This is a genomic window from Cohnella cholangitidis (assembly GCF_014107495.1).
GTDB classification, from domain to species: Bacteria; Bacillota; Bacilli; order Paenibacillales; family Paenibacillaceae; genus Cohnella; species Cohnella cholangitidis.
Window position 1 is genome coordinate 3,110,110 of the sequence record NZ_CP041969.1, and the last position, 21,381, is coordinate 3,131,490.

General features: G+C 51.6%; 25 protein-coding genes and 1 tRNA gene. 16 read left to right on the forward strand and 10 right to left on the reverse strand.

The annotated features are described in order from the left end of the window. The first annotated feature begins 95 nt into the window (after nt 1-95). The 9 genes from FPL14_RS14710 to nagA all read left to right on the forward strand — a co-directional run bounded on the left by FPL14_RS14710 (nt 96) and on the right by nagA (nt 8,118). Nucleotides 96-626 (forward strand): hypothetical protein, encoded by a 531-nt coding sequence (locus FPL14_RS14710; protein ID WP_182303684.1) that lies wholly within the window; start codon nt 96-98, stop codon nt 624-626. 102 nt (nt 627-728) lie between these two features. After that, nucleotides 729-956, forward strand: coding sequence for a hypothetical protein (locus FPL14_RS14715; RefSeq protein ID WP_182303685.1), 228 nt, complete (start codon nt 729-731; stop codon nt 954-956). Between the two features lie 310 nt (nt 957-1,266). Beyond that, a complete protein-coding gene (locus FPL14_RS14720) occupies nt 1,267-2,004 on the forward strand; it encodes a GntR family transcriptional regulator (protein ID WP_182303686.1) in 738 nt (245 codons plus the stop codon). A gap of 56 nt (nt 2,005-2,060) precedes the next feature. Then, on the forward strand, nt 2,061-2,822 hold the full coding sequence (locus FPL14_RS14725; protein ID WP_182303687.1) for a sugar isomerase domain-containing protein: 762 nt from the start codon (nt 2,061-2,063) through the stop codon (nt 2,820-2,822). A 27-nt stretch (nt 2,823-2,849) separates the two neighbouring features. Then, the gene (locus FPL14_RS14730; RefSeq protein ID WP_182303688.1) at nt 2,850-4,193 is read left to right on the forward strand and encodes an extracellular solute-binding protein; all 1,344 of its coding nucleotides are present in this window, start codon (nt 2,850-2,852) and stop codon (nt 4,191-4,193) included. A 71-nt stretch (nt 4,194-4,264) separates the two neighbouring features. Next, nucleotides 4,265-5,179, forward strand: coding sequence for a carbohydrate ABC transporter permease (locus FPL14_RS14735; RefSeq protein ID WP_182303689.1), 915 nt, complete (start codon nt 4,265-4,267; stop codon nt 5,177-5,179). 11 nt (nt 5,180-5,190) lie between these two features. Next, nucleotides 5,191-6,018 carry a carbohydrate ABC transporter permease gene (locus tag FPL14_RS14740; protein WP_182303690.1) on the forward strand — a complete coding sequence of 276 codons (828 nt, stop codon included), beginning with the start codon at nt 5,191-5,193 and terminating at the stop codon, nt 6,016-6,018. Nucleotides 6,019-6,020: 2 nt separating this feature from the next. After that, complete coding sequence (locus tag FPL14_RS14745) at nt 6,021-6,917, forward strand: ROK family protein (protein ID WP_182303691.1); 897 nt, start codon at nt 6,021-6,023, stop codon at nt 6,915-6,917. A gap of 43 nt (nt 6,918-6,960) precedes the next feature. Continuing rightward, on the forward strand, nt 6,961-8,118 hold the full coding sequence (nagA, locus tag FPL14_RS14750; protein WP_182303692.1) for an N-acetylglucosamine-6-phosphate deacetylase: 1,158 nt from the start codon (nt 6,961-6,963) through the stop codon (nt 8,116-8,118). A gap of 44 nt (nt 8,119-8,162) precedes the next feature. On the opposite strand, the gene FPL14_RS14755 is transcribed toward nagA, so the two are convergent. Next, nucleotides 8,163-8,238 (reverse strand) — tRNA-Arg (locus FPL14_RS14755). A gap of 110 nt (nt 8,239-8,348) precedes the next feature. On the opposite strand from FPL14_RS14755, the gene FPL14_RS14760 reads away from it, so the two are divergent. After that, entirely contained in the window at nt 8,349-8,738 is a 390-nt protein-coding gene (locus FPL14_RS14760) for a LacI family DNA-binding transcriptional regulator (protein ID WP_182303693.1), read from the forward strand. After that, nucleotides 8,711-9,361 (forward strand): LacI family DNA-binding transcriptional regulator, encoded by a 651-nt coding sequence (locus FPL14_RS14765; protein ID WP_182303694.1) that lies wholly within the window; start codon nt 8,711-8,713, stop codon nt 9,359-9,361. Before FPL14_RS14760 ends, FPL14_RS14765 begins: the two co-directional genes overlap by 28 nt. Before the next feature lie 70 nt (nt 9,362-9,431). Here the strand turns inward: FPL14_RS14765 and FPL14_RS14770 are convergent, their stop codons facing one another. The 4 genes from FPL14_RS14770 to FPL14_RS14785 form a co-directional block, all read right to left on the reverse strand. Next, entirely contained in the window at nt 9,432-11,969 is a 2,538-nt protein-coding gene (locus tag FPL14_RS14770) for an ABC transporter permease (RefSeq protein WP_182303695.1), read from the reverse strand. After that, nucleotides 11,966-12,658, reverse strand: coding sequence for an ABC transporter ATP-binding protein (locus FPL14_RS14775; RefSeq protein WP_182303696.1), 693 nt, complete (start codon nt 12,656-12,658; stop codon nt 11,966-11,968). Before FPL14_RS14775 ends, FPL14_RS14770 begins: the two co-directional genes overlap by 4 nt. A gap of 113 nt (nt 12,659-12,771) precedes the next feature. Next, the gene (locus FPL14_RS14780) at nt 12,772-14,085 is read right to left on the reverse strand and encodes a sensor histidine kinase (protein ID WP_182303697.1); all 1,314 of its coding nucleotides are present in this window, start codon (nt 14,083-14,085) and stop codon (nt 12,772-12,774) included. Further along, complete coding sequence (locus FPL14_RS14785; RefSeq protein ID WP_182303698.1) at nt 14,073-14,765, reverse strand: response regulator transcription factor; 693 nt, start codon at nt 14,763-14,765, stop codon at nt 14,073-14,075. The genes FPL14_RS14780 and FPL14_RS14785 overlap by 13 nt, the downstream gene beginning before the upstream one ends. Before the next feature lie 240 nt (nt 14,766-15,005). On the opposite strand from FPL14_RS14785, the gene FPL14_RS14790 reads away from it, so the two are divergent. Then, on the forward strand, nt 15,006-15,260 hold the full coding sequence (locus FPL14_RS14790) for an aspartyl-phosphate phosphatase Spo0E family protein (protein WP_229263917.1): 255 nt from the start codon (nt 15,006-15,008) through the stop codon (nt 15,258-15,260). Here the strand turns inward: FPL14_RS14790 and tadA are convergent. Next, nucleotides 15,192-15,653 carry a tRNA adenosine(34) deaminase TadA gene (gene tadA / locus FPL14_RS14795; protein WP_182303700.1) on the reverse strand — a complete coding sequence of 154 codons (462 nt, stop codon included), beginning with the start codon at nt 15,651-15,653 and terminating at the stop codon, nt 15,192-15,194. The genes FPL14_RS14790 and tadA overlap by 69 nt on opposite strands. Before the next feature lie 236 nt (nt 15,654-15,889). Between tadA and FPL14_RS14800 the strand changes: the two genes are divergently transcribed. Both FPL14_RS14800 and FPL14_RS14805 read left to right on the forward strand, forming a co-directional pair. Next, nucleotides 15,890-16,666, forward strand: a complete 777-nt coding sequence (locus tag FPL14_RS14800) for a glucosaminidase domain-containing protein (protein ID WP_182303701.1) — start codon at nt 15,890-15,892, stop codon at nt 16,664-16,666. A gap of 24 nt (nt 16,667-16,690) precedes the next feature. Then, entirely contained in the window at nt 16,691-17,353 is a 663-nt protein-coding gene (locus tag FPL14_RS14805) for a Rossmann-fold NAD(P)-binding domain-containing protein (RefSeq protein ID WP_182303702.1), read from the forward strand. A gap of 67 nt (nt 17,354-17,420) precedes the next feature. Here FPL14_RS14805 and FPL14_RS14810 read toward each other — a convergent pair whose 3' ends face one another. Beyond that, entirely contained in the window at nt 17,421-18,254 is an 834-nt protein-coding gene (locus FPL14_RS14810) for a flagellar motor protein MotB (RefSeq protein ID WP_182303703.1), read from the reverse strand. Further along, complete coding sequence (gene motA, locus FPL14_RS14815) at nt 18,235-19,041, reverse strand: flagellar motor stator protein MotA (protein WP_182303704.1); 807 nt, start codon at nt 19,039-19,041, stop codon at nt 18,235-18,237. Before motA ends, FPL14_RS14810 begins: the two co-directional genes overlap by 20 nt. Before the next feature lie 250 nt (nt 19,042-19,291). Between motA and FPL14_RS14820 the strand changes: the two genes are divergently transcribed. Beyond that, nucleotides 19,292-19,582, forward strand: coding sequence for a 4a-hydroxytetrahydrobiopterin dehydratase (locus tag FPL14_RS14820; RefSeq protein ID WP_182303705.1), 291 nt, complete (start codon nt 19,292-19,294; stop codon nt 19,580-19,582). 83 nt (nt 19,583-19,665) lie between these two features. Here FPL14_RS14820 and FPL14_RS14825 read toward each other — a convergent pair whose 3' ends face one another. Together FPL14_RS14825 and FPL14_RS14830 are read right to left on the reverse strand one after the other, a co-directional pair. After that, on the reverse strand, nt 19,666-19,869 hold the full coding sequence (locus tag FPL14_RS14825) for a DUF378 domain-containing protein (protein ID WP_182303706.1): 204 nt from the start codon (nt 19,867-19,869) through the stop codon (nt 19,666-19,668). A gap of 105 nt (nt 19,870-19,974) precedes the next feature. Continuing rightward, entirely contained in the window at nt 19,975-20,436 is a 462-nt protein-coding gene (locus FPL14_RS14830; RefSeq protein ID WP_267875438.1) for a GNAT family N-acetyltransferase, read from the reverse strand. 205 nt (nt 20,437-20,641) lie between these two features. Here FPL14_RS14830 and FPL14_RS14835 point away from each other — a divergent pair, with 205 nt between their 5' ends. After that, nucleotides 20,642-21,289: a DUF975 family protein gene (locus FPL14_RS14835; RefSeq protein WP_182303708.1), complete on the forward strand. Its 648-nt coding sequence runs from the start codon at nt 20,642-20,644 to the stop codon at nt 21,287-21,289. The last annotated feature ends 92 nt before the right edge of the window (nt 21,290-21,381 follow it).

A 21,381-nucleotide genomic window follows, 5' to 3' on the forward strand; every position in this document is an offset into this window, starting at 1 on the left:
ACCAGTGAAGGGAATACAGCGCATTATAGGCATATTTAACTCTGATCGATATGAGTCTTTCATGGACGATTACAGACTAAAGGCTGGAGGGTATTATGCAAACGATTTGGGAATATTTATTTCCGGCTACGATAATGGCCATTTTCTGCGCGGTGATGGCTAGCAACCGAGGAAAAAATCCTTTGTTGTGGTTCGTATGCGGGATTATTGGAAACTTTATAGCCGTGATCATCATTGGAGGATATGCGCCGAACGAGACAAAGAAAAGAGAGTTAGCGGAAATAAAGCTTACGGGAACGCTCATTGCCGCATCGGTCTGCATGTTGGTTTGGGGCAGCGTCGTTGGTCTTAGCAGCATCATCCTGCTGTTTAACTCGATTACTTTTACGATCATGAGCAGCCTTGTATTATCCTCGTTTGCGATCATTCTGGGAATCAATCTGTTAAGAGTGGAAACTTGGGCGTTGAAATGGTCCTTGGGGTTCATGGTGGTAATCTTCTTTCAAACCCTGTTGCAGTTAGTGGTAACGCAGAGCGCGTTCCTTATGATATTTGTTGCACTGACTTTAGCGGGTATTCTCTTGCTCCTGTTCAATAAGAAGATGGTCTTTGCTAGCGACGCTTAACCGATGGCCGAAGCTTGCTATATTTTGTTATTACCCCTTGAATAAGAACGCTTGTTCCTGTTAAAATAAGAACAAACGTTCCTATATCGGAGGGGTTTTTGTATGCATGGTGGAACTCAGAGGCTTGGTATTGAGCGGTGCATCGGTCATAAAGTCGATCTTATTTACGTGGACACGAGCGGCAAATTCTCGCAGCGCCGCGTGAACTTGTTTGCCGTCCGGGACGGCAAAGCACGCGTATACGACGTACAGAAGCGCGGATTCCGTACGCTCGTCGTCGATCGTATTTTGGCGGTTCAGGCGGTGAAACCAGCGAGGAAAGCATTGTAGGGAATACCGATCTGGAACATATCGTCCAGGTGGACGATTGAGATGAGGAAACAACTAGAACGGCTGTCGCTATGATCGCAGCCGATCTATCAGGCACGAAATCATAAGAACCGCGCATCCGCGCGGTTCTTTGCCATTTTAGTAGAACCGCCGGCCCCGAGAGGGCTCGAACCTCCGACCAGCGGTTTAGGAAACCATGTCATCAAGCCTATTTAGAGAAAATCGGAAAAAAAGGGCTTACATTAATTTTTTGTGTGTGGTAGTATGGACATGTTGATATATCAACATGTCTAATCGGGAGGTGGCAAAGTTGTCGAAGATCAATCATTCCAGTTATATGCCTTTGTATGCGCAAATCATTGACTATTTAACGGAAATGATTGAGTCGGGTCGTTATAAGACGGGGGAGCAGATTCCTTCCGAGATGATTCTGGCCAAAGATCTCGGGGTCAGTCGAATAACGATTACGAATGCCATTCAACGAATGGTGCAGGAAGGTACTCTATACCGGATTCAAGGTAAAGGAACATTCGTAGCCGAGAAGAAGAGCGTAGAGCATCGATTAACGACTTTAATCAGCTTTACGGAAGACATGGTCAGCCGAGGGTATCAAACCCGCACCGAACTGGTCAGCATCGAGCTTGTCGTTCCTAGCGAGAAAATCATGCAGAACCTTGAACTTTCCGAGGGGGATCAGACTTGGAAAATCAAAAGAATTCGTTATGCGGACGAGGAACCGATGGCTATACAGAATGCGTATTTGCCGGAAAAGATATTTCCCGACCTGGATAAAAAGGGATTGGGCAACAATTCCCTGTACGATCTGTTACGAGACGTTTATAAGGTAGAAATGTCCGAGGCGGAAGAGCATTATCGGGTCATGGTGCTTCGCAAGGAAGAAGAGGCGCGAATGCTGAACGTTACTCCGGAATTTCCGGCTCTGTTCAGCGTAAGGGTTTCAACCTTGAAGAACAAACGGAAGTTCGAGTACACCGAGTCGGTCCTTCGCGGAGACAGGTACGTGCTCTCGGTAAAATTAAGCATTTGAGTTCGCAACTATGAGAGATTAACAGAACAAAAACCAACATCAGGAGGAATACAATCATGTCATCCTTAACTTACTTTAACGAAATTCAAAGCTTGCTCGGACGTTTGAACGGTCAACAGGAAACGATTAAAAAAGCGGCGGAGAAATGCGCGGAAGCGATTAAAAGCGGGAACTGGGTGCGGATGTTCGGAAGCGGCCACTCCGTAATTCCGACTATGGATTGTTTCCCTCGTTACGGCGGATATGTGGGTTGGTATCCGATTATGGATCCTCGTTTAATGTGGACGACGGTCAGCGGATTCGGCGGTGCCGAGGAACTCATCTGGCTCGAGCGTCAAGAAGGCTACGCCGATATGTTCCTTCGTCATAACCAATGGAACGCCCAAGACGTATGCATCGTGTTTTCGCATGGCGGTCAGAATGCGGCTCCGGTTGAAGTCGCGCAAGCGGCTAAACGCGATGGTCTGTTCGTTATTGCGGTAACGAGCATGGAGAATCATAACAATCGTGCCGCAACGCATTCTACGGGTCAGAAAATCGGAGACGTTGCCGATCTCGTTATCGATAACTGCGTATCTCCCGAAGACGCCGTCGTTCCGATCGAAGGAGTTGTCGGCAATGTAGGCGGAACCTCCACCGTGTCGGTTATCTTGCTTATCCAATCGTTGGTTGCGGAAACGGCTGCGATTCTATCCAGTCAGGGCTATTACGTTAAGCCGTTCGCATCCCCGAATGTACAAGGGATTTCTAAAACGCACAATGACGAGGTCAATCTTGAATTCCGTGCCAGAGTCAAGGAAACGAATTCCAGAACTTAGTTCTAATCCGCGGAAGGGGAGTCTCCATTGAAGAAATCATTATTATCGATACTTGCGTTCGCTGTGGTTCTAACGGGTTGCTCATCTGCTTCGAATAACAATAACGCTTCGCCAACGAGTAGCGATTCATCTTCACCATCCAATGCTTCCGGAAAAACGACTACCTTAAAGATACTTACCCACTGGGATGCGGCTAACTCCCAAGCCTATTTAGATAAGGTTAAGGCGTATGAGAATGTGAATCCGAACGTCAAAATCGAGTTGCAGAACGTTCCGTTCGGAGAACTGCTCAAAAAGATTACCGTATCTAATATCTCCGGAGAAGGCGCGGACATCTATCATATTTATAGCGCTTGGTTGCCCGAATTGACTAACAGCAAATCCATCGCGCCTGCTGCCGGCGCTTTCCTTGCCGATATTCAAGCGGGTTATGGGAAAAACATCCAAGATTCGGTTAGCAGCGGCGGATCGATCTACGGCTACCCTACGGAATTGACGACTTATGCGTTGAACTACAACAAACGCCTGTTCGCCGAAGCTGGCATTACGGCCCCGCCGAAAACGTGGGACGAGCTGCTTGATTATGCCAAACGGTTGACGAAAACCGAGAACGGCCAAGTCGTGCAGCAAGGATTCGGCGTCATTACGGGCTGGGATTCGGGAACGGTTCATCCGTTCCTGACGTTGCTTAATTCCAACGGAGGCAATTTTATCGCGGCCGACGGCAAAGCAACCGAACTGGATAACCCGCAAGCTTTGCAAACTTTCGAATTGTACAAGAAGCTGATCGACGACAAGTCGACGAACCGGGAAATGAGCCCTGCTAACGCAAGCACAACCGGCGCTTATATGAACAACTTCGAACTTGAAAAAACGGCAATGATCATCATGGCGAACTGGTGGAAGAGCAGCCTTCAATCGACTATGGGAGATAAGTACCAGAATGTAGGGACGGCTCCGATTCCTGTCGGTCCGTCGGGTTCCGATTCGGTATCCGTGTTCTACTCCTGGCTATATTCCGTGAGCTCCCACAGCAAAAACCAAGAAGAAGCTTGGAAGTTCCTGCAATGGGTGAACTCCCCGGCAGCGGAAGGCCAGTCCTCCATTCAAGGCGATTGGTTGCTCACCCAAGGCATTATCCCTAGCCGGACTAGCGATCAAGAGGCGCATAAAGCGGAGCTTGGGGACGATTTCATGAAGACGTACGTCGAGCTTCTGCAGAAAGCGAAACCTTTCCCGATCGTGAAAGGGGCATCCGAAATCACGACCGCGCTGCAAAAGAAAATCGAAGGCGTCGTATTCGGAGCTTCAAGCCCTTCCGATGCGGCCAAAGGCGCTGTCTCGGAAATCAACGATATTCTGGGAAGATAAGGTGACCAAGCGTACGGATGGAGTCAAATACATTCCGTACGCTTGATCTTTTAATGCACGGAGGGGATAAAGTGGAACTGACGATAGACAAACCTAGAAAACCCCGGAAGAAGCTCAAGGAAACGAGCGGAACGGCCGTGTTCCTGTTTCTCGGTCCGACCTTGCTGTTCTTAGCTATTTTCTTTCTCTTCCCGTTAATCGCAACGATCTATTTGAGCTTTCATCAATGGGACTTGCTCGGCCCTGCACTAGACGCGCCATTCTCGGGATGGGACAACTACAAGATTCTGATGAGCGATGGGCGGTTTCTTAAAGCTCTGACCAATACGTTTTTGTTCGTTCTGGCCAATTTGATTTTTATGCCTTTACTAGCGCTCGGAATTGCTTACTTATTGAACGAGGTCAAAGTCATGGCCTGGTTTTGGCGATTGCTCTTCTTTCTTCCCGTCATTACCTCGGCGGTGGCGATGTCGCTCGTATGGCAATATATTTTCGATCCGACGTACGGTCCGCTGAACGAACTGCTTAAAGCATTCGGTCTGGCGCCTCAAGGCTGGATCATGAGTACGAAGCTGTCGCTTGTTTCGGTCGTCATCGTATCCTTGTGGCAAGGGATCGGATACCATGCCATTATTTATTTGGCCGGCTTGCAAGGGATCTCCGAGGACTATTACGAGGCGGCGAAGATCGACGGAGCGGGTGCATGGAGAAGATTGCTCTCTATTACGATTCCGCTGCTTAAACCGACTTCGGTTTTCGTATTAGTCATGGTGGCGATTAACGCTTTCCAGGCTTTTACCCAGTTTTACGTTATGACCAACGGGGGCCCGATGGATTCAAGCAACGTGCTCGGGCTGTATATTTACCAGACGGCATTCGACTTCTTGAACATGGGTAAAGCAGCTTCGATGTCCGTTATTATGTTCGTTCTCGTTATCGCCTTCTCGTTCGTTCAGTTCAAAATGATGCGGCAGCAGGAAGAATAGGAGGGAATCGCATGAAACCGGCGCTTAAGCAAACCCTGATCTGTATTCCCTTAGCCATTTTCGGCAGTTTTATGGCATTTCCGTTTGTTTGGATGCTTCTTTCCTCCATTAAATCGGCGGAGGAGATCATTACCGTACCGATCACATGGTTTCCTAGTCATCCCCAATGGCACAACTACAAAGATATCTGGTCGGTTATTCCGCTTGGGAATATGTATGCCAATAGCTTAATTGTAACCGTTCTCATCGTCATAGGCGTGCTTCTTACGAGCTCGATGGCGGGTTTCGCTCTTGCGAAATACCGGTTTAAGGGCAGAGAAGTCATGTTCATGCTTATCCTGTCTACGATGATGATTCCGTTCTTCGTTCTATTCATTCCGCTATTTTTTATTATCAAAGAATTCGGATGGATTAATTCCTACGCGGGCTTAATCGTGCCGAATATCGTGACGGCTTTCGGTATTTTCCTAATGCGGCAATTTACTTCCGGCATACCGGATGAAATGATACAGGCTGCTCGAATCGACGGGGCTTCCGAGTGGAGAGTGTATTGGAAAATGATCCTCCCTTTGCAGAAGCAGGCGCTTGCGGCACTGGCCATTTTCTCTTTCGTCTACCAATGGGACAGTTTCTTGTGGCCGTTGGTCGTCGTCAGCGACGAAGGAATGAATACTCTGCCGCTTGGAATCAACATGTTGCGGAACGCATATAGCTCGCAAGCTAACATGAACATGATGATGACCGGATCGACGATTATCGTCGTACCTTCGCTGCTCGTGTTCGTTCTGCTGCAACGTTATTTCATCAAAGGAATTACGATGACGGGAATGAAGGGATAATCATGGAACTGTGCAGATCGGGTATTGGGATCGATATCGGCGGAACGAAAATATTGGCCGCGCTCGCGACGGAGCGGGGCGACATCGTAGAAGTGATTAAATTCGATACGGCAAAAACGCGCAGCGGCTTGCTCAGTCAGTTGGATGACGTAGTCGGAAGATTTACGGAGTTGGCTTTTAAGAGAGGATTAGGTACTCCTTGCGGAATCGGGATCGGGTTTCCCGGGAAGGTATCGGAGCAAATCGTAAATTGGGTACCCAATCTTCCCGAGTTAAACGGTTTGGATTTGGGAGCGTATGCCGACGAGCGATGGGCAATCCCTGCCCGCTTGCAAAACGATGGACAATTGGCGCTTTACGGCGAACAGTGGCTGGGAGCGGCTCAAAGATGCCAACACGTGCTTATGTTTACGCTTGGCACCGGGATCGGCGGCGGTATCATGGTGGATGGCAAAGTTCTGAGGGGTTTGCACGGAACGGCGGGTTCCATGGGCTGGCTTACGATGGACATGAACGATGCGGGAGATCCGGAGCAAGGGTGGATGGAGAGAATGGTTTCCGGTACGGGGATTAACCGGCGCGCTTCCATGCTGTCCACGCCCATGAGCAGCAGGGAATTGTTCGACAAGGCCTCCGCCGGAGACGCGGAAGCGATGGAACTGGTTCATCAAATCGGATATTGCATCGGCGGAGCGGTTGCCAATCTGGCGAGCGTATTCGACCCGGAGCTTGTGTTAATCGGGGGCGGGGTTTCGTCGCAGCTTGACCGGATGATGCCTTCCATACGCAACGCGATTCAACGATACGGATCTCCCTCGACCCGGGATGTCCCTATAGCGGCAGCAAAGTTGTTGGAGAAAGCGGGCTTATTAGGTGCCGTAAAATTGGCCTTTCTTTAAGGCTTGCAACGAAGAGGAATCTTCACCGAAAGGATCGAACAAGATGAAGAGCGAAGTGAAAGGACATTTCTTGACTCCGGATGGTCAGGTGAAGAAAGGAATCTTGTCCATCGCGGAAGGCAAGATCGTCGGCTGCGAATTCAATATCGTTTCGGAACAGGCAGAATGGGAAGCCGAAGGCGTTATCGTTCCCGGATTTATCGACGTTCATGTCCATGGAGGCGGCGGGGCCGATGTCATGGATGCCACTCCCGAGGCTTTGGATCAAATATCGGCTACGCATGGAGCCAAAGGTACGACGGCGTGGTTAGCTACTACAGTTACGCAATCGACGAGGAATACGGATCGCGCAATCGACGCGGTTGTGGAATATATGAAATCCGATCGAAATGGCAAATCCGGCGCGCAAGTCGTCGGCATACATCTAGAGGGTCCGTTCCTTAATCCTAAGCTTCGGGGGGCGCATCGCGAAGATTTCGTTCGTTTGCCGGATAAGGCTCAATTCATCCAATGGTGCGAACGAGCGGAAGGCGCTATTCGAATGATTACTCTCGCTCCGGAATTGGAAGGTGCGGAAGAGCTGATCCGGGAAGCCGTGAATCGGGGAATCGTCGTATCCGCCGGCCATAGCGACGCCACTTGGGCGGACATGGAGACGGCGACCGCACGGGGAGTATCGCACGTTACGCATTTATTTAACGCAATGCGTCCGCTCCATCATCGGGAGCCCGGATTAATTGCCTATACGTTGCAGCATCCTGCCTTAACTGCGGATTTAATCGTAGACGGCATTCACCTCCATCCTGGAATCGTGGATTTGGCATTGGCTAACAAAGGAGCCGATAAGCTTCTCTTGATAACCGACGCGATGCGCGCGGCTTGTATCGGTGACGGAGAATACGGATTCGATGGATTCCAAGTCACGGTCCTGAACGGAGAAGCGAGAATTCATGACGGCACGTTGGCGGGCAGCTTGTTGACCCTGGATGAAGCCTTCCGACGGATGGTCGACAAGCACGATGTATCCATGGCGGATGCATCTCGAATGGCATCGGTTAATCCGGCCAAGCTTCTACGGCTCGATTCGATAAGAGGATCGATAGCCGAGGGGATGAAAGCCGACTTGGTGCAATTGCAAGGGAACGGATCGGTAAGGTGGACGATGGTAGACGGGCAATACGTTTATGGACAAAAAGCATAAAAAGAACCGCGCATCGGCGCGGTTCTTTATCATTTTAATAAAACTGGCGGCCCCGAGAGGACTCGAACCTCCGACCTGCGGTTTAGGAAACCGTCGCTCTATCCACTGAGCTACGGAGCCACAATGGTTACCATTATAACATAAAGCTTAGAGCAAACAATAGAACTCGGAGAAACATTATGGTAACATCAAAGTGTGTTTTTGTCGAGGACAAGCGGGGTGGATATGTCGTGGCAACTAATATTAGGGATGTAGCCAAAGCGGCGGGGGTATCGGTTGCGACCGTATCCAAAGTGTTGAACGGCTATACGACGGTTAATGAGAAGACCAAAGAAAAAGTGCTGCAATTCGTGAAGGAGATGCAGTTTCGTCCGAATTCCGCTGCTCGCTCGCTAGTCGGACGCCGCTCGATGACGATCGGGATCTTCTTGACGGCGGGGCTGGCGCATCCGTTCTTCACGCAAATCTTAACCGGGATGGAGCAAGCGCTTAAGTCCAAAGGGTACGATCTCATCTATCTGGCGCAGTTATCGTGGAACAAAGAGTATAGCTTCGTCCGGCACTGCCAGAGCCGTAACGTCGAAGGGTCGTCGTGTTCGGCTTTCAGCATGAGGATATGAATTTCGACGAGTTAGTGGAGTCGGGCATTCCTACGTTATTCATAGATCTTGATGTAAGGGAAAATCGCGCCGGGTTCATCAGCTCGGATAACGAAGAAGCGGTGCAGCGCGTCATGCAATATTTGGTCGGACTGCAGCATCGTCGTATTTCTTTTATATCCGGCAATAAGGAGTCTTATGCGAATCGATTCCGTCTGGAAGGCTATCGTGCCGGCTTGGCGGAAGCGGGTCTTCCTTATCGCGGCGATTATGTCGCGGAAGGGGATTATACGCGAGAAGCGGGATACCGCGGGATGAAGGAGCTTCTTGCGCTGTCCGATCCGCCGACCGCGGTCGTCTGTTGCTCGGATATGAGCGCGATTGGCGCAATGGAGGCGATAACCGAAGCGGGGTTATCGGTGCCGGGGGATATTTCCGTCGTCGGCTTCGATGACATCGAATTGGCGAGTTACGTAAGACCGGCCCTAACGACGGTCCGTCAGGATCGGATTACGATCGGCAGGAAATCGATCGAGATGCTGGACGAGCTCATTAACGACGCCGAGCTCGCGCCGCCGGAAACGATCGTGCCGACCGAGCTTATCGTTCGCGATTCTTGCGGTCCGGCTAAATCCAAGCAGTAACCATAATAAAGGGTGATCCCGGACCAAGCCGCAGCAGGCTCCCGGGATCACCCTATTTGTTTAAGTATAGCTAAGCTTCCTCGCGTAACTCCTCCAGCAAATTCGCCTTTTCCATTCTCCGAAGCGGACCTTGAACGGACAGCAATCCGACTAGCAACGCGACACCGCTCGCGATTAAGGCGCCTCCCCACGGGAATTCGAACGGGAATCCTTGAACGCTGGACATCTGTTTGAAGAGCAGATAGCATAACCCGACGCCGAGCAGGATGCCCCAGAAGCTGCCGATGACCCCGAACCACATGCCTTCGGCGGAAGCCATCTTGCGGATTTGCCCCATCGTCATGCCCACCGCTTGCAGCAGTCCGATTTCCTTGCGCCTTAGCAGCAGGTTCGTCTGAACGGTGTTGATAATATTCAAGCTGCCGATCACTCCGATAATGAGTATGAAGCCGTAGACGAAGATTTGCATCTGAACGTTGAAATTGCGGGTCATGCTTTGCTGCTCCGCAATATCGACCAGACTCGAATCGGGAATATCGCGCTTCATTTGCTGGAGCTTCATGCGAACCGGCTCCGGATCGGCCCGGTCCTTAAGCGCGATTTCGATTCCGAATCTCGATGCCTGATATTTGGATGGAGGATATTGTCCGGGAGCGGCTTCGAGCAAGCTCGCGAAAGCCGGTTTGCCGACGATGACCGTCAACATATTGCCTTGATAAGGCGAATCGAATGGCGACTGATTCAAGACCCCCGCCACCGTAACCTCGCGGACGATCTTCTCTTCCGACCCTTGTTTGGAATTGAGCCACAGCTTCATCTTATCCCCGATCTTGTAACGGGTGAGCGGCATGATCGCCTTTTTGCCGCTGCGGTTATAGGGCTTGATCGTCTGAATGAGAAGAACGCCGTCTCCGTTTGCAAGCTTAGCGGGATCGATCGTCCCCGACTCCAAATAACTCTTCGCTTCTTCCAGTCTTGCGCCGTCATACAACTCAATGCGAGTCGAGACGGTTTTGTTCGTTTCCCCTTTCCATTCTGTTAGCTCGTAATTCATATCCGTTCGCTTAGAAATATCGGGGTTAAACTCCCGGTCGCTAACCAAAGTTTGCGCGATCAGCTCGTGGTACTTTCCGTATACGCCTTCCACTCCGGGGACTTGCGCGAGCTCCCGAAGTTCGTCGTCCGACAGAAAATCGCCGGTCTGCGGGACAACGGATCCCTGGATCCGATTGAACTGGAAAGCAATCCGGTCATCCTCGTTCGTCGTAGTCGTCATATTCAGCGCTTGCTGGGTAAAATAGTGAAAAACGATAAACAACACGATACTAATGATGATAGAGAAGGTCGTAATCCGGAATTTCGTGCGGTTCCGCCGGATATTGTTGGAGGCCATTCGGCCTTCGACTCCCATTAGACTTAGCAGAGACGGGATTTTGGCGCGTCTGTACGATTCCCGCACGATGCTGCCGGCTCCCTTCGCCGCTTCAACCGGGGAGACGCTTGAGGCTTTGCGGGCAGGCAGCCAGGCCGCTAAATATACGGCTAAAAATCCGACGATCAAGCTTCCGCCCATGATCCACCAATGGAACGTAATATGGAATTGTTCCATCGTCAAAATTTTCAGGCCGCCTTGAGTCATGAGCCATAGCACCAACGCAAGCCCGAACCAACCGACGATCAAACCTATCGGTACGCCAACCGCGGCGATTACCGTCGCTTCGCGAAAGACGAGATTGCGAATTTGTCCGGGGGACGCGCCCAACGTGCGCAGAAGCCCGAACTGCCGGATCCTCTCCAGCACGGCGATATGGAAGGCATTATAAATAACGGCGACGGTAGACAGCACGACTAGGCCGATCAAGGTGCCGAAGATGATCGCCAACGACTGGTTCAGATTGTTGTCGGGCGCTTCGCCCATAAGCGACAAGAGCTCCGTATTCGTAAACAAGCTATCGTTAAGCTTAGTGAAATCATCGAGCTGATCGGTCACGTCTACGCCGTTCCTTAGCGTGAGAACCAATAATGCATTGGAATCGATAGCGATGTTCGAAGCCGACTCGAGCGTATAGGCTCGGGATTGTCCGCTGAGTTGGCTGCTCTTCTCATTGTTCAGCAAGCCGACAATCCGATAGGTGCGGGGCTTCCCGTCCGGTCCGTTGAGCTCCGTCGTTCCGTTAAGCTTAGGCGCGCCCGGAAGATTTTCCAGAATCCAGGTTTCCACGACGGCTTCATCGGCCGCTGCGGGCAATCGCCCTTGATGGAGATGGACGGGAAGCAGCTCGAAGCCGTTCTTGTCCAAGCTTCCGACCTCTACAGTAGAAGAACTCTTCAGAGGGGTAGCTGTTCCTTTCCTGTAGACGCCTAATTGATCGATAAGCACGTTGTTCCTGAGCGTATCGTATAACTCCGGAGTCGGCTTGCTATAACCGAAATAAAAGGAACCGTCGGTATATTTGGTGTTCAGGATCAGGTTGTCCTTGACCGCTTGCGCCATTGTCCCGAGCGAACTGATCAGCGCGACGGACAAAATAATGCCGATAACGGTCAGAATGGATTTCCGGCGTTGATGCTTCAAATACCGTCCGGCTAATGCGACGTAGCTTCTCATACGCCCCTCCCGTGGCTGCTCGTATCGCTGATGAGCTTGCCGTCTTGCAGGTTGAGGACGCGATCGGCTTCCGCAGCCACGTTCATATCATGGGTAATCACGACAACCGTCTGATGATATTGCTGGACGGCCAGCTTAAGCAAATCGATGACTTCCCGCCCGTTCACGCTATCCAGATTGCCGGTCGGCTCGTCTGCGAGCACGATCGCGGGGCGGTAAGCAAGGGCGCGTCCGATCGCCACCCTTTGCTGTTGTCCTCCGGATAGTTCGGAGGGGAGATGTTTGCGTCGTTCGTGCAGCCCAAGCGTGTGAATCAGGTTGTTGATATAGGCTTTGTCGGGCTGCCGGTGATCAAGCAGCAGAGGGAGCTGAATATTCTCCTCCACGTTCAGGACGGGAATAAGGTTGTACGATTGAAAAATAAAGCCGATCTTCCGCCGCCGGAAAACCGCGCGCTCCTTCTCCTTGAGGCCGTACAGATTTTCTCCGTCGATGTGGACATAGCCTCCGCTAGGTTTATCAAGTCCGCCGAGCATATGAAGCAGGGTGCTCTTCCCCGAACCGCTGGCTCCGACGACCGCGACGAATTGTCCCTGCGGGATCTCAAAGGAAACGTCGTTCAATGCCTTAACCTGGTTCGTGCCCGTTCCGTAAGATTTGCTTAATCCGTCAACGCTTATGACGTTCATATGGCATACTACCTCCGATTGTGGGTATCTTGAGCGGCCTTGCGCTCCGGCCGTTCTCTGTCTCAACGAACCCAGTATATCGCGGCAACCTTACAGGCGAGAGGGGCGTACGATTACAGTTCTGTAAGCTCGCCCGGTTGGTCCGAAAACGGATGGTGAGGCAGCGATAGACGGAATATCGTACCCCCATCCGGATTGGCGGCGGCCGATAAGACGCCTCCGTGCTTCTCGACGATGGATTTGGCTAAAGGCAATCCCAGTCCGACGCCGCTGCCCTCGGAAGAGCTGCGATAAAATTTCTTGAAAATATGAGGCAAGTGCCGAGGCTCGATCCCGCGGCCTTGATCCTTCACTTGCACGCGAACGAATACGGGCGTATTCTCCCATCCGATCGCGACCGTACTGCCGACGGGGCTATGTTCCACGGCATTCTTCAGCAAGTTCGCAAGAGCTTCCGCCAACCAATGGGAATCGTGGGGGACTACGGGTTCGCTCCCGGATTGCTCCACATCGATCGTAACCCGTTTATTCGCCGCCAATGTCGCAACCGATCGTACGGCATTTTGGACGGTATTCGCAAGAGAAGAATCCTTAAGCTCCAGCTTCAGGGCATCCGCCTCCAAGCGGGCCAGCTTGAGCAACGTAAGGGTTAGCCACTCCATTCGATCGAGCTCGCGTTTGCACGTTCGCAAGAACTCGGCGGCATGATCGGAATCCACTTGTCCCGTCTGCAATAAATCTATGTAGATCATTAAGGAAGCGAGTGGAGTCTTGAGCTGATGAGAAATGTCCGCAACCGTGTCCTTGAGGAACGTTTTGTCCCGGTGGAGTTGTTCGATCGTTTCCCTTAGACGGGTCGTCATCTCTTGGGCGCTGGAAGCGAGCAGCCCCAACTCTCCTTCGTCGTATACGCGATACGCCATGGGGCGATTGTGCTTTACTGTGTCCTCCATAGAGATCGCGAGATTGCGGATTTCCTTTAACTGTCGACGGAGTTCCCGAAGCGCTAGCCAGGCGAGCAGGGCGATAAGCGCAACGGAGAAGCTGATGAGGAATCCTAAAGTTCGGTTGCGGTAATCTCCGATAATATCCAGCCAGTCCGACTCAAGGGCGGCGACGGTCATGCCGTGCCGTTCCATGACGCGCATGCCTTCCGCTATGTCATCCGGTTCGGGAGCAGTACTCCGGGATAGTTGCTCCAGCCATTCCGCGGCCAACTCGGGATGTTCTTGGGCGAGACTTCCGAGCATAGCGGCTTCCTTGTCCAGCCACTCCCTCTTAAGCTTATCGGCGGAGTAAGAGCTGTAGAGCGAGATAATAATGACCACCGCGAACGTGAGAAGAGCAAGATAGACGGTTAGTCTGCGAACGGATGGATTGCGCCAAAACCTGGCGATCTCCCGTTTATTCTCTTCTACCCGTTCCATCGATATCCGGCTCCTCGTACGGTCACTATGAATTGCGGATTTTGCGGTTCTTCTTCGATCTTCTCCCTTAATCTGCGAATATTGACCGCAACGGTGTTATCATCGAGGACTTCGGCTCCGTCCGGCCATACTTGAAGAATGATTTGATCCTTGGATAATACCGAACGCGGATGAGTCATGAACAAGGCGAGCAACCTAAATTCAGTGATGCTTAACGGAATCTCTTGCCCTCTTTTCTCCAGACGCATCTCTTCTACGTTGAGGCTCAGTTCTCCGGCAACAAGCAGATTCTTGCTAGGTTCCGTAGGATTGGCGGGGACGCGCCGTCTTAGCACGGCATGAACCCTCGATAAGAACTCCCGCAGCCGAAACGGTTTCGTAATATAATCGTCGCCTCCGAGGTCGAGCCCGCGGACAATGTCGAATTCTTGGTCGCTAGCCGTCAGGAAGATAATCGGGGTATCCCGTTGCTCGCGAATCTCCGTGCAGAAGTCGAATCCGTTCCCGTCGGGGAGCTGTACGTCAAGCAGGATAAGGTGGACGTCGTTATCGCGTAAAATAGCCTTCGCCCCAGTCAGGTCATGGGCGCTATAGACTTGGAAGCCTTCTTGTTGAAGCGTAAATTGAATTCCCCGATGCAACGATTCGTCATCTTCGACCAATAATATACTTGTACTCAAGATTCGGATTCCCTCCTGCAAACCAAGATGAAATGATCAAAAGTAAGCCTTTAGAACCGATTCTTAAGACCTAGATTTGTCGGAAAAAAAATTAAAAATGAAAGCTATCCATCGACACGGTTCTACATAAAACTGGATAATTTTGTCCTATAATGTGAGTAGTTCGATTTTCCTAGCGTTGTATGACGAAATTTAAGAAAAAGAAGGAGCGGTCAGATGACTCACTTGGAGACTTCACAATTGATAAGACGCCTCCAATTGCTACAACGTCGTCTGTGTGAAATGGCTAACGACCTGGGCAATCTGACCGATCCCGAAATCGTGGCGGTTAGTGAGGAAGCGGATCGTCTTATCGTTCAATTACAACGTCTGCGCAAGGAGGAAGCCGAGAATCGGAAAACGGCGAACCTGTGCGACATTTCCGTCTTAACGGCTTCGCAATCTCCGGAAGAAATCGGTAAGCAAGGCGGAGCATTCTTGGTGAAGCACTCCTGACGTCCATGGCGACACATGGTTGAAGCGGGAATCCTGCAACAGATCCATCAAAGTACCGACGCAGCCCGCCTTCGGATCCGAAGCGCCATAGACTACGCGTTCTACACGCGATTGCAGGATCGCGCCCGCGCACATTGGACAAGGCTCAAGCGTTACGTATAACGTACAGCCTAGCAACCGCCAAGCTTGCAGAGCTTCGCTGGCTTGCCGGATAGCGATCATCTCGGCATGTGCGGTCGGATCGCGGTCCCTTTCCCGCAGGTTATATCCAGCTCCAACGATCTGGTCGTCGCGAACGATTACTGCGCCGATAGGCACTTCGCCTAATGATTCAGCTATACGTGCTTGACGGATGGCTTCTTGCATCCACCGTTCGTCTTGTTGAATTGTCATAATTGCTACTCCTTACCAGCGAACGTGTATTCGTTGTTAACATGCTGTGCATGAATTTGTGGATAACTACCTGGTTGTCCACAGAGTTATGCACATTTTTTGTTTTGTCGTGGGTACAACTCCATTTAATTGTATCAGGTTGGTAAATAAGGTCAATCCGAAGGAAAAGTTGAATAGAGTAGAGAGAAGAGATGGGACAGACTTGGTAACCACTGCAAGGAAAAGGGGCTGTTTAAATGGAAACGGTCGGGTCGGCGTTTCGCAAGCACCCGGAGCTGGAGCCCTCCGGCAAACTTTCTCTACTCGGAAGGGCATGCTGCTCCGCCGAGCTTATGAATGCTTACTTAAGACGGCGCAATCCGCAAGCACCCGAGCTTGCCGATATGTACTTACGCACAGGCGAACGGTACGGGGTGAGGGGAGACGTCGCCTTCTGCCAGATGGTGCATGAAACAAGGGGGTGGACGGAAGAGATTTCGGGACCCTCCTGGTCGCCCCGACTACTAGCGCAGTGGATGGAAGAGGAGTCCATTGAAGCGCATATGCAGATTCTCTATTCGTTTGCGATGGGACTTCCTGTTCCTCAACAATCGGATGCCGCCAGGCGCCAGATCGAACGGATCGAACGAGCGGGCTGGCGAGGAACGGTGGCTTGCTGGGAAGACTTGAACGGCAAATGGTCGGCCTCGGGCAATCATCGTTACGGACAAGATATCGTAGCCATATGGCGTAATATGCTGGAGTGTAGAGGAAGCGGTGCGGCGATGAACGATCATCCGCAGGAGCAGGACGATCCGAGACGCATGACCCAGAGGGAGAAGATGACGGGGAACGTGGACTGGTCCTCCTTGAGCAACGAAAGTATGAAGTGGCTCCACAGTCGTCGGTTGTTGCCCGTTCCAGCTCCCCATCCCGATCGGAAGGTGACTTGGGCGGAGCTTGCCGACTTGCTTCATCGTTGGGAAAAGCGTGCGCCAGCTGATACAATAGAGAACGAAGCATCAATATATTGAACAGAAAGAGGGATGGGATGAAGCATGGCTGCTCCATCTAAAACCGCAATCGTTGCCGGCTCTACCGGACTCATTGGATCATGTTTGCTACGCCGCTTGCTAGAGGACTCGAGGTACGAGAGAGTGATTGCGTTAACCAGGAAAGCTTTGCCGGTTAGCCATCCCAAACTGGATGCCGTAGCGATATCGCTGGATTCGCTGCCCACCGTGGCTCCGTCTTTACAGGCGGACGATTGGTTCTGCGCTCTGGGCACGACCATTAGGAAAGCGGGCTCGCAAGAGGCGTTCCGCCGCGTGGATTACGATTATCCGTTAGCGCTTGGCAAGCAGGCCGCTGCTTCCCGCGCCAAGCAGTGCTTATTGGTATCCGCGATCGGCGCTTCCGCCGCTTCTTCGATTTTCTATAGCCGGGTCAAAGGAGAGGTTGAACGGGACTTAAGTGCGCTAGGCATTCCTAAGCTCCACCTGTTCCGTCCATCGTTGCTTCTGGGAGACCGAGCGGAGTATGGAAGGGGAGAAAAGTTCATGGGCGTTCTCATGAAAGGATTGAATCCGTTCCTGCTAGGCTCGTTGCGCAAGTATCGGTCGATACAGGCGGATCAAGTCGCCGCTGCGATGATTCGCGCGGCTAATCTTTCAAGCGATCCGGGTGTACATATTTACGAGGGCAAGCAATTGAGAGGGTAAGAAAAAAAGGAACGTCGGAGAGAAGCAAGTTCTCTAGACGTTCCTTTATTTTGTAAAGCGATAGGGGTTACTCTGCTTTCTTGCCTTCGCCCGCGATCGCATTGAGGGTGATCTCATTGCTGCTATCGGCAGGCTCTAAGTAGTTACGCAGAATGGATACTTCTACCCGGCGGTTCTTGGCTCTTCCCGCATCCGAGGCATTGCTCTCCAGAGGGCGGAATTCGCCGTATCCGATCGCGCTGAAGCGGCTAGGGTCGAATGCCGTGTTCTCCAGCAGGATCTTCATGAAGTTAATCGCCCTTTTGGAGCTCAGCTCCCAGTTGGACGGGAACTCGGACGTATTGATCGGTTGGTTATCCGTATGGCCGGTGACCAGGATTTCATAGTCCGGATACTGCTGCAGCATCTGTCCGATCGCGGAAGCCAGCTTCTGCGAGTCCGTCTTAATGCTGGCGCTTCCGGAAGGGAACAACGCGTTATCCCGGATAGTGATGAGAAGCTGAGACTGATTCAGTTGAGTCTCAAGCTGCGAGGATAACCCGTTCTTATCGATGTATTTGTTCAGTTCCTTCTGGAGTTGCTCGAGATTTTGCTGTTCCTGCTGCTTCAGCTCTTCTCTGGACTTGTCTTTCTTTCCATCGTTGGCCCGAGGGAGATCTTGATTTGTATTTCTCTTATTTTCATAGTCCTGCGTAATGGCGCCCTTATCCATAATGCCAAGCCCGGAGCTGAACGCCGTCTTGAAAGCCCGGCTCATCTCTTCGAACTTGGATGTGTTGACCGCGCTGGCCGCGTATAGAACGATAAATAAGGCCAGCAGCAGCGTCATGAGATCGGAATAGGGAAGGAGCCAGGATTCGTCCGCGTGCTCCTCATGCGGTTCATGCCGTTTTCTGCTCACGTTGCTCCTCCTCTTTCTCCGCGAAAGCCAACCGCTCCGTAGGAGTAAGGAATACTAGAAGTTTCTGTTGGATGGCGATGGTAGATACGCCCGATTGGATCGAGAGCAAGCCTTCGACCATCATCAGCTTCAGATCGATCTCGCGCTTGGAGAGGCGTTTTAATTTGTTGGCGATCGGATGCCAGAGCACGTAACCGGTAAAGATACCGAGCAACGTCGCGATAAAGGCCGCCGCAACCGCATGAGCGAGCTTCTCCATCTCCGACAGGTTGCCGAGCGCCGCGACGAGCCCGATAACGGCCCCGAGTACCCCGAGAGTCGGCGCGTACATCCCCGCTTGGGAGAAAATTTGCGCGCCGCCGCGATGGCGCTCTTCCGTTGCGGAGATATCTTCGAGAAGAACGTCCCGCACGAAGTCTTGATCGTTTCCGTCGATGATCATCCGCATTCCCGTCTTAAGGAAGGTGTCTTCGATTTCATCTACGCGCGCTTCGAGAGCTAGCAAGCCCTCGCGACGAGTAATCGTAGCCCACTCCATGAACATGCCGATGAGCTGTTGGCGCGGGAGCAGCTTAGGCTCGGCGAATAGAATTTTAAATAGCTTAGGTACTTTGGCGAGCTCCGACATGGGGAAAGCCATGAACACGGACGCGCAAGTTCCGACGAGAATAATGACGTAAGCAGCCGGATTGTTAACCAAACTGATAAGCGGAGCGCCTTTCAGGACCATCCCTACAAGAAGCGCTACAAAACCTAAAGCCAAACCAATAATCGTTGAATTTTTCATCGTACACCCCGGCATATAGAAGAATGATATGTACGCGACAGGAGATTACCCTCACAACCGACACGATAATAGGTTTATCGACAGAAACTCCCCAAAGCTTTAGAGGATATCGGGCTTTTTCATAAATTCATCTGAGTAAATGTCGCATGACGGGCTCATAGGAGGCAAAACGGCAAGACGATATCGGAAAATTAACGGCGGGGATATGGTACACTCGGAAGACAAGAGTCATCGAAGGAGGAGAAGAAAAATGGGCAAACATCCACTGTTAACGGAGCAGGAACTGGAAGCCGGCCTGCTGGGGCTAGCGGATTGGAAGGTGGAGGATGACGGCAAGTGGCTCGCGCGCAAGCGCCTGTTTCCTTCTTTCATGGAGGCTATCTCTTTCGTCAACCAAATCGCGGCGATAGCGGAGGAACGGAATCACCATCCTTTTATCGGAATCGACTATAGGCGCGTGACGGTTCGGCTGACGACGTGGAATTCCGGCGGATTAACCTCGCTCGATATCGACTCCGCGAAAGCTTACGATCGGTTATAAAGGTAAAGGGGTAACGGCACGGAAAAAACGGGACTTCATCCGGCCGGTCGGCCAGGTAAAGTCCCGTACTCTGCTGCGGATGATTAGCTGTCTCTGGATACTTTCGGAAATAGCGCGAGCGCATAGAGAGCGGCGATACCGACGACGGTATAGACGATCCTAGAGCCTACCTCATCCGCGCCTCCGAACAGCTCGCTGACCACATCGTACTCGAATAAGCCGACGGATAGCCAGTTCAAGCCACCTAGGATAACGAGAATCAGACTGATGACGTTAAGCGCCTTCATTCAGAAACAGCCTCCTTAATGGGGTTGTGACGCCCTTTTCTGGTGAAACTGCCTGACGGATGCATCCTGATTCTTGGTTGTTCACTATAGTTGTATGTGGGGGGGTCACCGGTTATGCCACACCATGCAGAACACGCTGACGGTTCCGTGCGAGGCCTTGCGGTCGTACTCGTCGGTAACGATGAACCCTGCTTTCTCATACACTCTAATGGCGCGTTTGTTCCATTTTTCCACCTCAAGGTCGATTTCCGCGCCGGGTTGACGGCGTATCGCTTCTTGCACGACTAGCTTCGCAAGCGTAGTTCCCCAACCCCGATCGCAGCAGTCGGGCCGCAAGCCCATTCCGATCCGCAGCGTACGATCCATTGGAAACAGCTGAACGTAGCCGACCAACTGCCCATTGTCGGTATTTCTCACGGCCATATATTGCTCTTCGCGAATCCGAGGATCGCCGAATTCCCGGCCATCCTTGACCATCGTCTCCCACGGCATCCATCGGAACAGGTCATAAGGCGCAGGATAGCGCCAATCGCAGATCGCTCGCCCGTCTTCTTCGGTCATGGGCACTAATTGCAAGGTAGGCTTATGTTGAATAGGATCACTCCGTTCCGTGCATAAATTTCTTGTTCTTCTATTATAATGGACAAGGCGGAAATAGGGATGGGGGACAAATGTTGAACGGTGTCAAAAAATGGTTTGATAATTTTGGAAGCCGTATATAAAATTACAATGTATCAAGCAAATAAATTATAGGTAAAGGTGGATTCGGATTTTGCCGACAAGTGCCGAGATTCGCGCCAGGGCAAGAGAAAGTCTCGCGGGCAATTGGAAATACCCGGTGCTTCACTTTCTAGTGTATTACTTAATCGTTTCAGGAGCCGGAGTCGTTTCGTACATCCCGTTTATTGGTTGGATTGTGCCGATGCTGCTCGCGGGTACTTTGACTTTCGGGCTTTATAGCTATTACTTGATTTTTTCGCGTAGAGGCACGCCGACGATTAACGATTTGTTTAGCGGGTTCGAAAGATTCGGCACTACGCTCGCCCTCTATCTCTTAATGGGTCTTTTTGTTTTTCTCTGGACGTTGCTGCTTATTATTCCGGGAATTATTGCAGGGTTTCGTTATTCGCAAGCCTACTTCATCTTAAAGGATAATCCGCAGATCGGCGCTCTTGAAGCGATCCGCAGAAGCAAGGCGCTGATGGCCGGTCACAAAGGCAGGCTATTCGTGCTAATGTTATCTTTCATTGGGTGGTATATCGTAGGGATGCTTACGTGCGCAATCGGGTTTTTATGGATTGCCCCTTACTACTACACGGCGCTCGCCCACTTCTATAACGACCTGACCGGACGATCCGTGATCATGCCGCCGCCACCTCCGCCTCCAAGTCCATATGATGGCATCCTAGCTAAACAATAGAGTAGCAAGCAAGCCGGGCCCATGGGGCTCGGCTTTTGTTATTTCGCTAGAACGAATGAAGCCGTAATCGATCTTACGTGGTATGATAAGGG

Coding starts and splice junctions, on each gene's coding strand:
- FPL14_RS14805 (WP_182303702.1), top strand. CDS start 16,691: ATGGCTGCTCCATCTAAAACCGCAATCGTTGCCGGCTCTACCGGACTC.
- FPL14_RS14745 (WP_182303691.1), top strand. CDS start 6,021: ATGGAACTGTGCAGATCGGGTATTGGGATCGATATCGGCGGAACGAAA.
- FPL14_RS14740 (WP_182303690.1), top strand. CDS start 5,191: ATGAAACCGGCGCTTAAGCAAACCCTGATCTGTATTCCCTTAGCCATT.
- FPL14_RS14715 (WP_182303685.1), top strand. CDS start 729: ATGCATGGTGGAACTCAGAGGCTTGGTATTGAGCGGTGCATCGGTCAT.
- FPL14_RS14710 (WP_182303684.1), top strand. CDS start 96: ATGCAAACGATTTGGGAATATTTATTTCCGGCTACGATAATGGCCATT.
- FPL14_RS14775 (WP_182303696.1), bottom strand. CDS start 12,658: ATGAACGTCATAAGCGTTGACGGATTAAGCAAATCTTACGGAACGGGC.
- FPL14_RS14780 (WP_182303697.1), bottom strand. CDS start 14,085: ATGGAACGGGTAGAAGAGAATAAACGGGAGATCGCCAGGTTTTGGCGC.
- tadA (WP_182303700.1), bottom strand. CDS start 15,653: ATGACAATTCAACAAGACGAACGGTGGATGCAAGAAGCCATCCGTCAA.
- FPL14_RS14800 (WP_182303701.1), top strand. CDS start 15,890: ATGGAAACGGTCGGGTCGGCGTTTCGCAAGCACCCGGAGCTGGAGCCC.
- FPL14_RS14725 (WP_182303687.1), top strand. CDS start 2,061: ATGTCATCCTTAACTTACTTTAACGAAATTCAAAGCTTGCTCGGACGT.
- FPL14_RS14770 (WP_182303695.1), bottom strand. CDS start 11,969: ATGAGAAGCTACGTCGCATTAGCCGGACGGTATTTGAAGCATCAACGC.
- motA (WP_182303704.1), bottom strand. CDS start 19,041: ATGAAAAATTCAACGATTATTGGTTTGGCTTTAGGTTTTGTAGCGCTT.
- FPL14_RS14820 (WP_182303705.1), top strand. CDS start 19,292: ATGGGCAAACATCCACTGTTAACGGAGCAGGAACTGGAAGCCGGCCTG.
- FPL14_RS14825 (WP_182303706.1), bottom strand. CDS start 19,869: ATGAAGGCGCTTAACGTCATCAGTCTGATTCTCGTTATCCTAGGTGGC.
- nagA (WP_182303692.1), top strand. CDS start 6,961: ATGAAGAGCGAAGTGAAAGGACATTTCTTGACTCCGGATGGTCAGGTG.